The 12,380-nt window shown below is 34.2% G+C and carries 13 protein-coding genes; 4 read left to right on the top strand and 9 right to left on the bottom strand.

Translation table 11 applies throughout. From position 1 onward, the window contains the following. Positions 1-36: 36 nt before the first annotated feature. The 9 genes from ACQQ6V_RS12285 to ACQQ6V_RS12325 form a co-directional block, all read right to left on the bottom strand. Positions 37-813: a hypothetical protein gene (locus tag ACQQ6V_RS12285; protein WP_448845813.1), complete on the bottom strand. Its 777-nt coding sequence runs from the start codon at positions 811-813 to the stop codon at positions 37-39. Then, the gene (locus tag ACQQ6V_RS12290; protein WP_448845814.1) at positions 776-1,516 is read right to left on the bottom strand and encodes a sulfite exporter TauE/SafE family protein; all 741 of its coding nucleotides are present in this window, start codon (positions 1,514-1,516) and stop codon (positions 776-778) included. Before ACQQ6V_RS12290 ends, ACQQ6V_RS12285 begins: the two co-directional genes overlap by 38 nt. After that, a complete protein-coding gene (locus ACQQ6V_RS12295) occupies positions 1,507-1,962 on the bottom strand; it encodes a FixH family protein (RefSeq protein WP_448845815.1) in 456 nt (151 codons plus the stop codon). The genes ACQQ6V_RS12290 and ACQQ6V_RS12295 overlap by 10 nt, the downstream gene beginning before the upstream one ends. Positions 1,963-1,973: 11 nt before the next feature. Further along, the gene (gene ccoG, locus ACQQ6V_RS12300) at positions 1,974-3,428 is read right to left on the bottom strand and encodes a cytochrome c oxidase accessory protein CcoG (protein ID WP_448845816.1); all 1,455 of its coding nucleotides are present in this window, start codon (positions 3,426-3,428) and stop codon (positions 1,974-1,976) included. A gap of 135 nt (positions 3,429-3,563) precedes the next feature. Further along, positions 3,564-4,442: a cbb3-type cytochrome c oxidase N-terminal domain-containing protein gene (locus ACQQ6V_RS12305; RefSeq protein WP_448845817.1), complete on the bottom strand. Its 879-nt coding sequence runs from the start codon at positions 4,440-4,442 to the stop codon at positions 3,564-3,566. Between the two features lie 13 nt (positions 4,443-4,455). Further along, positions 4,456-4,662 carry a cbb3-type cytochrome oxidase subunit 3 gene (locus tag ACQQ6V_RS12310; RefSeq protein WP_448845818.1) on the bottom strand — a complete coding sequence of 69 codons (207 nt, stop codon included), beginning with the start codon at positions 4,660-4,662 and terminating at the stop codon, positions 4,456-4,458. Between the two features lie 13 nt (positions 4,663-4,675). Next, positions 4,676-6,952 carry a cytochrome-c oxidase, cbb3-type subunit I gene (gene ccoN, locus ACQQ6V_RS12315; RefSeq protein ID WP_448845819.1) on the bottom strand — a complete coding sequence of 759 codons (2,277 nt, stop codon included), beginning with the start codon at positions 6,950-6,952 and terminating at the stop codon, positions 4,676-4,678. A 2-nt stretch (positions 6,953-6,954) separates the two neighbouring features. Then, positions 6,955-7,155, bottom strand: a complete 201-nt coding sequence (gene ccoS / locus ACQQ6V_RS12320) for a cbb3-type cytochrome oxidase assembly protein CcoS (protein ID WP_448845820.1) — start codon at positions 7,153-7,155, stop codon at positions 6,955-6,957. 105 nt (positions 7,156-7,260) lie between these two features. Next, complete coding sequence (locus ACQQ6V_RS12325; RefSeq protein ID WP_448845821.1) at positions 7,261-9,642, bottom strand: heavy metal translocating P-type ATPase; 2,382 nt, start codon at positions 9,640-9,642, stop codon at positions 7,261-7,263. 91 nt (positions 9,643-9,733) lie between these two features. Between ACQQ6V_RS12325 and ACQQ6V_RS12330 the strand changes: the two genes are divergently transcribed. From ACQQ6V_RS12330 to ACQQ6V_RS12345, 4 genes are read left to right on the top strand one after another with little or no spacing between them, the layout of a single operon-like run. Continuing rightward, positions 9,734-10,447 (top strand): Crp/Fnr family transcriptional regulator, encoded by a 714-nt coding sequence (locus ACQQ6V_RS12330; protein WP_448846207.1) that lies wholly within the window; start codon positions 9,734-9,736, stop codon positions 10,445-10,447. A gap of 36 nt (positions 10,448-10,483) precedes the next feature. Then, positions 10,484-11,299: a 3-methyl-2-oxobutanoate hydroxymethyltransferase gene (panB, locus tag ACQQ6V_RS12335; protein WP_448845822.1), complete on the top strand. Its 816-nt coding sequence runs from the start codon at positions 10,484-10,486 to the stop codon at positions 11,297-11,299. Between the two features lie 16 nt (positions 11,300-11,315). Next, on the top strand, positions 11,316-11,642 hold the full coding sequence (locus tag ACQQ6V_RS12340) for a hypothetical protein (RefSeq protein WP_448845823.1): 327 nt from the start codon (positions 11,316-11,318) through the stop codon (positions 11,640-11,642). Continuing rightward, positions 11,642-12,340: an RluA family pseudouridine synthase gene (locus ACQQ6V_RS12345; protein WP_448845824.1), complete on the top strand. Its 699-nt coding sequence runs from the start codon at positions 11,642-11,644 to the stop codon at positions 12,338-12,340. Before ACQQ6V_RS12340 ends, ACQQ6V_RS12345 begins: the two co-directional genes overlap by 1 nt. Positions 12,341-12,380: the final 40 nt, after the last annotated feature.

Here is a 12,380-nt window from a genome sequence, read left to right on the forward strand (position 1 = left end):
GTAAAAATAGAAAACCACCAATTAATGGTGGTTTTTTTATTGTGTTACGATAAGGATTTTTGCATCATTATGTTTGAATTTGTAATTAGCATCTGATGCACTTTTATTATCATATTCTATGAGAATCGTTTTGTCATCAATCTGTTTTATCCAATCATGCTTTCCCTTTATGGACTTTATTTTAGTATCAAAAACTAAGATATTTTTTAGTTTTAAATCTATCATGTCTAACATTCCGTTAAGAGCATTGTCATCCTCCTTAGCGGTTACATTCTTTGGTTTTAACAATTTTTGAGTATCAATCTCTAATTGCTTTCCGTCCCAAGTAGAGTAGGATGGTATTGACAGATTACTCGCCATTTTATCTTTTTCTAATGAATTATAAAATGCATTAATCTCGCTTTCTTTAGCATGATCCATTTTTAAAGAAAAACCAGAAAAATCTTCGTCCTTAAAATTACCTTTTACAAAAACCCTTTGCAACAGTTTTATAGAATCTGGATCTTTTGTGACTTTGCCATCTGCTAACTCTATGTCGTACATGCTTTGCCATTCTTTGGGTAACTTGATAGCTCCAAAAGCTTTTTCTTGAGATAAAGAATCGCCACCCATAGATTTCATGGCTTGCATAAATTCTGTTGCATCTAACTCAGAAAGGACACTTATCGTTTTATCTTTATGATAGTGATTAGTTGTTGTAAAAGTACAAGATTGTAAAAGTAATAAGCTTAATATTGGTAAAAGTAATAATGCTAATTTTTTCATAACCGGGATGTTAATGACAAAGCGTGTGATCATTAGGATCTGCGCCATGCTGATGGTTTTTGATATGCAAAGCTTCTCCTTTTGGAGAGATGTAAGGGATGCCAATTTCTAAACCTCGTAATATAAATAAGCCTCCTAAGATCATCATAATGATAGGAATAACTTTTAGTATTTTGGTTCTCATATTAGCTGTGATAAAATTACCTAGAAGTACAACAGAGAACATAAAAGGAAAAGTTCCTAATCCAAAAAATGACATATATGCTGCACCTTGCCATATACCGCCAGATACTAGCGATGCGGTTAATGCCATATAAACCATGCCACATGGTAAAAAACCGTTAAGCACACCTGTTAGAAAACGGGATTGATAATCTGATTTTTGTAGGATTTTTCCTAATCTAATTTTTACTTTAAGTAATAATTTTGATAAAAAAGGGACTTTTGATGCAAAGTCTTTTCCGCCAAAAGAATAAAGTGCCATAACCAATAGCATTACTCCAACTATAATACTTAAGTATCGTTGGAAACCAGCCATATGAAAGCCTTCGCCAATAATACCTAATAAAGCACCCAGAAAACTATAAGTAAGAATTCTACCCAACTGATAGCTTAGATTCTGAATGTAGAAATTGCTACTTTGCTGACGAGAGAATCCCATGGATAATGCAATAGGACCGCACATGCCAATGCAATGGAATCCAGAAGCGAATCCTAAAGTTAATGCAGAAAGGATAAGACCTATTTCCATATTATATCATAATCAATCTGATATGATTTTTTGTTTTCTTCCCATTTTAATTTTAAAGTATATGATCCTGGGACTAATACTTTAGCGGGAATATTTAGATTATTATGTGCATCTAACTTGTCAGATTTCTTTAAGTCTAAGTTAGAGTCATCAGTTCTGAATAACACAAAATTTACAGATTTATTATCAACGATACGTTCTTTGGGAAAGGCAATCAATATTCCATTAACGTTTTGTTGATAGACTGGCTTTTCTTCTAATGTATTGGCTCTATTTTTAGAGTCGATTACATCTTGATATACTAACTCTTCATCATAATAGTTATGAGAAATCATGTCTGCATTCTGCTTTCCTATTGGGAAAACCAAAATAAGAAATAATATAAAAGCCATGAAGCTTCCTAATGCAATGACAATACCGTGTCCCCACGTAATCTTTTTAAACATCTTTTCTTTTTTTAAAATTGAAACTTAAACGGTCCTTCAAAATAAGTATTGAAAGAGTCTAATAATTTACCATCAACATCATATACACCAATTTTCAAGTTTTGTTTAGAAAGCGTAATTTGACTTTCTGGGAAACTAATATTAATGGTTCCTTTTATCATAGTATCTCTTTTCAAGATAATTTTATTAGGGCCACTAAGACTTACTGTACCATTATTAGGTTCTATTACTTTTATGACAACAGTCTTTGTTTCATTAGACTTATTAAGGAAGGTATAATTATAGGTATTAGTAATTTTACCATCTCTTAAAAAGAATGTTGACCCAGGAGGTTTAAGGAACTTAGCTTCCATTGTCCCTCTATTATATAATAAAAAGCCTAAGAATATCATCAATAGAACTAATAATACCGATGATATTTTCATTCTATTAGAGAATTTAAAATCTTGCTTTTCTTCAATTTGTTTTATAGAAGCATATCTAATAAGACCTTTTGGCAGACCTACTTTCTCCATTACTTCGTCACAAGCATCAATACAAGCAGTACAGTTAATACACTCTAACTGTTGACCATCTCTAATATCTATACCAGTTGGACATACCACTACACATTGATGACAATCTATACAATCTCCTTTGCCAGCAGCCGATCTATCTTCTCCTTTTCTCCATTTTGATCTGTTTTCTCCGCGGTTATAATCATAAAAAACATTAATGGTTTCTTTATCTATCAATACACCTTGCAATCTACCGTAAGGACAAACTAAGGTACAAACTTGTTCTCTAAACCAAGCAAAAACAAAATAAAATGCTGCGGTAAACAAAATCATCACCACAAAATTAGTCGGCTTTTCAAAAGGACCTTCTTGCATAATCTTGAACACCTCTTGATACCCGACAATATACATAAACATGATATGCGTAATTATCAAAGAAATGATCATATAGATAGTCCACTTTAGACCTCGTTTCCAGATTTTTTCTGAGTTCCACTCTTGTTGATTTAATCGGATTTGCTTATTTCTATCACCTTCTATTGCATATTCTATCTTTCTAAAAATCATTTCTAAGAATATGGTTTGCGGGCAGATCCATCCGCAGAATATCCTACCAAAAACAACCGTAAATAGAATGATAAATACTAAAGATCCAATTGCTCCTAATGCTAAAATAAAAAAGTCTTGCGGGTAGAAAGGTTGTCCTAGAATAAAAAATTGACGATCTATAATATTAAATAAAATGACCGGATTACCATTTATTTTTAAAAATGGAATCGAAAAGTATATGAATAATAAGATGATACTTACGATTGTACGATAGTTGGTGAATTTACCTTTAGGCTTCCTCGGGAAAACCCACTTTCTTTTTCCGCTACTATCCATTGTACCGATAGAGTCTCTAAAAGTTTCTGCTTCAACGATCTGACCTTGTCCACCGTTTTGGTTTTGTTGATTGATATCACTCATAAGGTTATAAATAAAAAAAAAGAGATTGTCCAGAAAAATCGAGTGAAACTCAATATTTCCATACCATGCATTTGTTTAAAATAAACAAAGCTGATATTTTTGACAATCTCTTTTAAAAAATGTTAGTATTCTCTACTATTTTTCCCAGTGCGCTTCAGTACCCTGAGGTGCTGCACCGCCTTGTGCAGGAGTTATAGGTGCTTGTTCTTGGTTGATATGATAGACATAAGCTGCTACCTTTTCTATATCTTTACCAGTCAAAACTCCATTTTTACCCCATGCTTGCATCGTTGGGTTAGTTGGACTACCATCTTCAACCATATGGAAAACGTTTCTAAATAAAGTTTTCTCGGGCTGATTGATCCAAAAATTGTCAGTCAAGTTAGGTCCAATACCTCCTTTACCTCCTTGCATATGGCAAGCCACACAGTTGGTTTCAAAGATTACTCTTCCTTCCTCTACATTATCTTCTGAGAATACAGCAGTCTCTATAGTTACTGGAGGTACTGTTTTATTATACTCATCTATAGCTGCTATCTGAGCTTTGTGCTCTTGCTCATATTCTTTTACTGGATGAGCAAAATCTGTAAAAGCATAAGAAGAAATGTATAACACGCAATATGCTACACCAAAGTAAAATAAACCTAACCACCATTTTGGTAATTGATTATCCAACTCCATGATACCATCGAAACCGTGATCAATTAGTAAGTCTTGTTCTTCTTTTACGTCTTGTTTTTTAGATGCACTATTCCACAGAAATTGAAAGTACGGGACTTTTTTATCTGCTAAGTATTGCTTTTTTTCTTCATCAGTTAGCTTTTTGAACTTTTGATTTTCAATTAGATCTCCAATGGCGCCTTGTATAAATACTACAATAACACTAATAAGTACAGAACCATAGAAGTACTTAGACATAAAGAAATCTGAGCTTTGTGCAAACATATAGAATACGACAAGCATCAATCCAAAAACAATAAGGATGTTAATATAAATAGGGACTCTTCTTTTCATGACTATAAAATTATTACAAAGTTTTATTGATCTCTTCCTGATCTTTTAAATCATCAGAAAGTGGTGCATTCTCTTCTTCTTGATAGAATTTTTTTGGTCTGCTAAAAGTATAATAGGTTATACCTGCAAATGTAAGAAGGAATAGAATCATTGCTAGGGTTTGTAACAAACCTGCATTCTCTACATTAGACACAATATCTTTAAAACTTTGCGGAATCATTTTGTATAAATTATTAGTTACTCGCCGTTTTTACTTCAGTCGTTTTTATATCAGTACCAAGTCGTTGTAAGTAAGAAATTAAAGCTACAATTTCTCTCTTTTCTAATGGTACAAACTTCTCTCCTTGAGCTTGTTTTTGTTTCTCAAATTGAGTTTTAACATCGTCTGCTTCAGAATAGATATTTTTCACAATAGCTGATGCTTGATTGTTCATCCAAGAATCCATAGAGTCGATTTGTGCTTTTGTGTAAGGTACATCAAAAGAATTCTTCATTAACTCTAGTTTTGCTTTGGTATTATCTCTATTCAATGTACTCGTGATTAACCATGGGTATCTTGGCATGATAGAACCTGCTGATGTTGATCTTGGGTTATACATGTGCTTAAAGTGCCAAGAATCAGGTCTTACGCCACCTTCTCTTTGTAAATCTGGACCAGTTCTTTTAGAGCCCCATAAGAATGGATGATCATAGACAAATTCACCCGCTTTAGAGTATTGTCCATTTTTACCATTAAATCTTACAACTTCATCACGGAAAGGTCTTATCATCTGAGAGTGACATGCGTTACATCCTTCTCTAATATAAATATCTCTACCTTCTAATTCTAATGGGCTATAAGGTTTTACAGCAGAAATAGTTGGTACGTTATCTTTTACAAAAATGGTTGGTAAGATCTCTATAGAACCACCAATAGCTACAGCTACTAATGATAATACAGTCAGATATAGAGGCGTTCTTTCTAACCATAAGTGGAAAGTTTCACCTTCTTTTCTTCCTTTAATTGTTTTAGGCAATGCAGGAGCTTCTGCAGGTACATCCTTTTGGAAAGCTCCTTGTCTTGCCGTAGCAATTAAGTTAACCACCATTAATACAGCACCAATAAGATATAATGAACCTCCTAAGAATCTCATTTTATAATAAGGTAAAATAGCCGTTACAGTGTCTAACCAGTTTTTATAAACTAGAGTTCCGTCTGGATTAAATTGTTTCCACATTAATCCTTGTGTAAATCCTGCGATATATAAAGGAACAGCATAGAAGATAATACCAAAAGTACCTAGCCAGAAATGCCAGTTAGCTAATTTTACAGACCATAATTTAGTTCTCCAAAGTACAGGTACTAAGAAATAAATTACACCAAATGCCATAAAACCGTTCCAACCTAAAGCACCTAAATGTACGTGACCAATTACCCAGTCGGTGAAGTGACCAACTTTGTTAACTGTTTTAGTTGCCAATAATGGACCTTCGAAAGTCGCCATACCATAACAAGTTACAGCAACAACAAAGAATTTTAGTACTGGATTTTCTCTTACTTTATCCCAAGCACCTCTTAAGGTTAATAAACCATTAAGCATACCTCCCCAAGATGGAGCAATTAGCATGATTGAGAAACCTGTCCCAACAGCCTGTGCCCAAGCAGGTAGAGCTGTGTATTGTAAGTGGTGAGGACCTGCCCAGATATAAACGAAAATCAAAGACCAGAAGTGGATAATCGATAGTTTATATGAGAATACAGGACGATCTGCTGCTTTTGGTAAGAAATAATACATTAGACCTAATACTGGCGTTGTCAAGAAAAATGCTACTGCATTATGACCATACCACCATTGTACCAATGCATCTTTTACCCCAGCATATATTGAGTAAGATTTCCAAATTGAAAATGATAAAGGAACTTCTAAGTTATTGAAAATATGAAGCATGGCTACTGCTACCCAAGTCCCTAGATAGAACCATATTGCTACATATAAGTGTCTAACTCTTCGTTTAGCAATAGTTCCGAACATGTTAAGACCAAAAATAACCCATACTACAGTAATCAGAATGTCAATTGGCCACTCATGTTCTGCGTATTCTTTTGATGTATTAAGTCCCATAAAGAACGTAATAATTGACACGACAATCATCAATTGCCATCCCCAAAAATGTACCCAAGAAAGAGTATCGCTCCACATTCTTGTTTTTAGTAATCTCTGTAATGAGTAATAACAACCTGCAAAGAAGCTGTTACCAACAAATGCAAAAATTACAGTATTGGTGTGAATCATTCTGATTCTACCAAAACCAAAAGCTCCATGAGAATTGATTAATCCTTGCATATCACCACTTCTTAAACTGGCAATAGTAGTATCATCTGTCCCTAAGAAAAACTCTGGTAATTCTGGGTAAAAAAGTAATAATGCCGCTGTAAGGCCCGCAATGAAACCAACTAATCCAAATACGACAGTTGCTATCAAAAAGGCTTTTACAATGCCATTATCATAACTAAACTTTTGTGTTTCCATATCTACAAATCACTATTATCTTCTTTTTTTTCTTTCTTAGAATCTTCATCGTTTGACGGTGTTATACCATCATCCATTAATATTCTGACTGCTGGACTTTCGTCGTCTTCAAAATGTCCTTTTCTGGCCCCAATAATAAAGATTATTAAGAAAACTACAGCCAAAGAAACGCTGCATATAATCATTAAATATAGGATCTCCATAATTGACGCAAATTTACGCTAAATAAAGCCCCAAATTTAGTGAATTTTGTTGATATAAGTCAGAATGAAAAGAAATAGCCTAATTTGTAACGTGTCTAAATAAGGCTATTTCTGTAATAACTTGAAATACTTTGTGCTACGTTTCCAACTTGCAATACTCGTAAAAGTTACAACGCTTATAGAGCTCATAGGCATTATAATGGCCGCAAATAGCGGAGAGACCTCTCCAGCAACGGCAAAGCTTACTCCAATGACATTGTAAAATAAGCTAATAGCAAAGGTCATTTTTACAATTTTAATAGAATCTTTAGAAAAGCTAAGATATTTATCGAGGTCAGCAACTTTTTCGCCGTTCATGATTACATCGGAAGATGGTGTGAAAGCATTGGTGTCATCAGCTACAGCAATCCCAACATTACTCTGCTTAAGTGCGCCAGCATCGTTAAGCCCATCGCCTAACATCGCTACTTTTTCGCCTTGGTCTTGCAGAGATTTAATAAAATCAAGTTTGTTTTCTGGACTTTGATTGAATTGAAGTTGCGATGCAGTTGGTATTAATGATTTTAAAATTGATTCTTCAGAAGAATTATCACCACTCAATATGTTGATTTTATAGGAGCTAAGTTTTGAAAATAATTGTTTGAGATCTTTTCTATATTCATTTTTAAAGATGAATTTTCCTAAAACCAAATTATCTTTTTTAACGTAAACAGCCGTTTCTAAATTTTTAGAAACTTCCCCAACAAACTTCGCAGAGCCAACTTTGTAATAATGACCTCTAACAATAGCTTGATAACCTTTTCCTGATATTTCTTCAAAGTTTTCTATGTCAAAATAATCATCTTTAATGTCGATATATTCGTACAGAGATTTTGATAAAGGGTGATTAGAGTTTTTAAGTAAGGTTTTGATATTTCTTTCATCAAAATCCGATAGCTTCTCACCGTCAAAGGTAATTGATGTTTTTTTGTTTTCGGTAATTGTTCCGGTCTTATCAAAGACCAAAGTGTTGATTTTAGCCAGTTTTTCAATGGTTAAAGTATCTTTAACATAGAATTTATTTCGACCTAAAATCCTCATAACATGTCCGAAAGTAAACGGCGCAGAAAGAGCTAAGGCGCAAGGGCAAGCAATAATAAGTATCGCTGCTACCACCTGGAACATTTTTTCTGTATCAACCGTAGACCAATAGATACCCGCGAATAACGTGATGGTCAGGATTACAATCGTAAAATATTTACTAACCGTGTTGGTCATCGTATCTAGGCCAGTTTCGTGTTTTTTAAAAGCTTCTTTGTTCCAGAGCTGGGTTAGATAACTTTGGTTGACGTCTTTGATAACTTCTAATTCTAAGATAGAACCAGATTGCTTACCACCGGCAAAGATCTTATCACCAGGTTTTTTGCTGATAGAAGCTGATTCTCCTGTGATAAAACTATTGTCAATATTGCCTTCTCCTTTAATTAAGATGGCATCTACAGGGATTATTTCTTGGTTTCTGACCATAATCCGATCGCCGACTTTAAGATCAGAAAGCAATATGTTTTTTTGAACACCTTCGAAGTCTATTTTGGTTACCGCAATTGGATAGAAGGATTTGTAATCTCTATCGTAAGACAAAGCGTTGTATGTTCTTTTTTGGAAAATTTTGCCCAATAGCATCCAGAATAATAATCCACATAATGTGTCAAAATAACCTGGCCCATAATCGGTTATAACTTCGTAGACACTTCGTCCATATAACATTAATATACCAATGACAATTGGTACGTCTATGTTTAGTATTTTATTTTTCAGTCCGTACCAAGCAGATTTGTAATAGTCAGAAGCAGAATAAAATGCGACAACAGTTGCTAATAGAAATAATATCCCACGGAAAAGATTTTTATATTGCTCCATCCAGACATCATCACCGCCAATGTATTCTGGATAACTTAAGAACATGCCATTTCCGAAGGCAAATCCAGCTATAGCAAATTTAACTAATAGTGTTTTGTCTAAAGTTTCGTTTTTTTTCTCTGCCGTTTCTAGATTAATGACGGGCTTGTAGCCAAGATTAGTCAGGAACTTAGCAAGATCACTCATCTTGAGGTTATCAGAGTTGAAAGAGATTTGTACTGTCTTTCTCGTGAAATTAACCTGAGAATAATTGATATTCTTATTAATCGTGTGGAGGCTTTCTAATAACCAAATACAAGATGAACAATGGATAACCGGGATTTTAAAACTTACTAAAGTGGTGCTTCCCTCATGGAAATCAGCAATTTTATTGAAAATATCTTCGGAGTCTAAGTAATCAAACTGAGTATTGTTCTCATTATTAGGCCTAATTCCTGAACTTTTATTAAATTCATAGAAATTCCCTAGATTGTGAATATTCAATATTTCGTAAACAGATTGACAACCATTACAGCAAAAAGCCTTATTATCAAACTCAATTCGCTCCTTTTCTATAGGTTGTCCGCAATGGAAACAATTCTCTGACACGTGTTATAAAAGATTTTGACTACAAAATTACACCAAAAAACTTTGCTTTGCGATGCAAAAAAAGCTAATTTTGCTGATAAAAGTCATTCTTATGTCTCTTGAGCAACAACAAGTTATTGAACAAAATTTCATCAACGCCTTTAATAAGGAATCTTTTAAGAAAAGTCTAACGCCCGAAGACTATGAAAAATTAATTTCAGAACTTAAAGAACGAGAGTTTTCTAAAGGTGATACTATTTTTGAAGATGGCGAGTCACCGCAAGGTGTTTATTTTATTAATGAAGGAACGGTAAAGCTTTCTAAGTCTGGTGTTTATGGTAAGGATCAGATCTTGAGATTCTGTACAGAAGGCGACCTTATTGGTTATAGATCTTTATTGTGTGGCGAGAATTTTCAAGCTAAAGCAGAAGCGATGACAGAGCTTAAGTTAACATTTTTGCCAGCAGATTTCTTTACACACTTGTTAGAAGTAGATGTTAAGCTATCTTATGCCATGTTACAAAAAATAGCTTACGAATTGGGAGAGTCTTCTAATACAGTTACTTTTTTGGCACAAAAAACAGTGAGAGAAAGATTAGCAGAAATCCTTATTCTTCTAGAGCAAAAACTAGGAACTGATCCAGAAGGTTTTATTAAAATATCTTTGACCAGAGAAGAAATTGCAAACCTTATTGGTACAGCAACAGAAAGTGCTATCCGATTGATTTCAGAATTTAAACAAGATGAATTAATCTTTGTAGAAGGAAGAAATATAAAAATCATTAACCATGACAAGCTTATTAAGTTAGGTCATGTAACGATATAATGGTCCATTAATCATTAACAATCCACAATTATAATCATGTCTGTACATTCCGAAATAAAAAAAGTCACCACAGAAACCTTACGAAAAATGAAATTCGATAAGGAGAAAATTACTATGCTTACTGCGTACGATTTTACCACAGCAAAAATGGTAGATGCTGGTGGTGTAGATTCTATTTTGATTGGTGATTCTGCAGCCAACGTGATGGCTGGTTTTGAAACGACCTTGCCTATTACATTGGATCAAATGATCTATCATACACAATGTGTTGTACGTGGTGTAGAAAGAGCTTTGGTTGTGGCAGATTTACCATTTGGTACTTATCAAAGTAATCCCGAAAAAGCCTTAGAATCTGCAGTTAGAATGATGAAAGAAGGCGGTGCACATGCTATTAAAATAGAAGGCGGAAAGGAGATTGAAGAATCTATCAGAAGAATTATCAATGCCGGTATACCTGTGTGTGGACATCTTGGATTAACACCTCAAAGTATCTATCAATTCGGGACGTATAAAGTACGAGCAAAAGAAGAAGCAGAAGCAGAAAAACTTATTGCTGATTGTAAACTTCTCGAAGAATTAGGTTGTTTTGCTATTGTATTAGAAAAAATCCCTGCTGCATTGGCAAAGAGAGCATCAGAGAGTGTGTCAGTTCCTACAATTGGGATTGGAGCGGGACAAGATTGTGATGGACAGGTTCTTGTTTATCAAGATATGGTTGGCATGAACCAAGGTTTTTCTCCTAAATTCCTTAGAAGATACCTAGATCTTTACTCTGAGATTACTGGTGCCGTTTCCCAATTCGTGAATGATGTAAAAACGTCAGATTTCCCTAACGATAAAGAGAGTTATTAATTTTTTAAAATATTTAATGAAAAATATCATGGCAATACAAGCTGGAGTATCATTTGCTGCTTTAGGTTGTTTATTAGTAGGATGGCTTAATCCATTTTCTCCAGAAATTAATTTAATTCTATCTGCAAGAGTTTTCTATCTATTGGTAGGAGCAAGTTTTGCATTGCAAGCACCGACTTTGGCTAATCAAAAATTTAAAATACCAATGTATATTGCGGCAGGATTGTGTGCGGTTGGAGCATTTTTACCATTAGATTCAGAAGTAGCAGGGATCAAAACGATTGGTCTTTTTGCAGGAGTCTTGATGTCTTTATTCGGAAGAAACAGAACAGCTAGCCGATAATGTCAGAACAAATATTTTCTGCCTCACAAATTGTCTATGAAGATAATCACCTCATGGTGGTTAACAAAGCTGTTGGGCAATTGGTGCAAGGTGACAAGACAGGCGACTCATCATTGTTGGATCTTATAAAGGATTTTATCAAGAAAAGAGATGATAAGCCGGGTAATGTATATTTGGGATTAGTACATCGTATTGATAGGCCAACCTCAGGGTTAGTCATCTATGCGAAAACTTCTAAAGCATTATCTCGCCTTACGCAGATGGTGAAAAACCGAGAAATAAAAAAAACTTACTGGGCATTAGTAACAAAAACTGAAATCCCAGAAACACAAAGATTAGTCCATCATCTTAGAAAAAACGAAAAGAATAATAAAGCAATCGTCTATCCTAAAGCATCAGAAGGAACTAAAGAAGCGATTTTGACTTATCATATTATTAAAGTATTGGATAATTTTCAATTATTGGAGGTGGATCTAGAAACAGGAAGACATCATCAGATTAGAGCGCAATTATCAAAAATTGGTGCAGCCATAAAAGGTGATCTTAAATATGGTTCTCCAAGATCTAATCCTGATGGAGGGATTAACCTGCACGCTAGAAAATTAGCATTTGTCCATCCTGTTACAAAAGAAACAATAGAAATAATTGCACCTTTGCCTAAGAATGATAAAGTTTGGCAAGTCTGCGAAATCTTATAAAAGCAAAAGACATCCAGAAATACTGAATGTCTTTTTTTAT

Source organism: Chryseobacterium electrogenes, from assembly GCF_053553015.1.

Bases quoted from the DNA above. Each gene is read 5' to 3' on its own strand.
- ACQQ6V_RS12285 (WP_448845813.1), bottom strand. From the start codon at position 813: ATGGCGCAGATCCTAATGATCACACGCTTTGTCATTAACATCCCGGTT.
- ACQQ6V_RS12290 (WP_448845814.1), bottom strand. From the start codon at position 1,516: ATGGAAATAGGTCTTATCCTTTCTGCATTAACTTTAGGATTCGCTTCT.
- ACQQ6V_RS12295 (WP_448845815.1), bottom strand. From the start codon at position 1,962: ATGTTTAAAAAGATTACGTGGGGACACGGTATTGTCATTGCATTAGGA.
- ccoG (WP_448845816.1), bottom strand. From the start codon at position 3,428: ATGAGTGATATCAATCAACAAAACCAAAACGGTGGACAAGGTCAGATC.
- ACQQ6V_RS12305 (WP_448845817.1), bottom strand. From the start codon at position 4,442: ATGAAAAGAAGAGTCCCTATTTATATTAACATCCTTATTGTTTTTGGA.
- ACQQ6V_RS12310 (WP_448845818.1), bottom strand. From the start codon at position 4,662: ATGATTCCGCAAAGTTTTAAAGATATTGTGTCTAATGTAGAGAATGCA.
- ccoN (WP_448845819.1), bottom strand. From the start codon at position 6,952: ATGGAAACACAAAAGTTTAGTTATGATAATGGCATTGTAAAAGCCTTT.
- ccoS (WP_448845820.1), bottom strand. From the start codon at position 7,155: ATGGAGATCCTATATTTAATGATTATATGCAGCGTTTCTTTGGCTGTA.
- ACQQ6V_RS12330 (WP_448846207.1), top strand. From the start codon at position 9,734: ATGTCTCTTGAGCAACAACAAGTTATTGAACAAAATTTCATCAACGCC.
- panB (WP_448845822.1), top strand. From the start codon at position 10,484: ATGTCTGTACATTCCGAAATAAAAAAAGTCACCACAGAAACCTTACGA.
- ACQQ6V_RS12340 (WP_448845823.1), top strand. From the start codon at position 11,316: ATGAAAAATATCATGGCAATACAAGCTGGAGTATCATTTGCTGCTTTA.
- ACQQ6V_RS12345 (WP_448845824.1), top strand. From the start codon at position 11,642: ATGTCAGAACAAATATTTTCTGCCTCACAAATTGTCTATGAAGATAAT.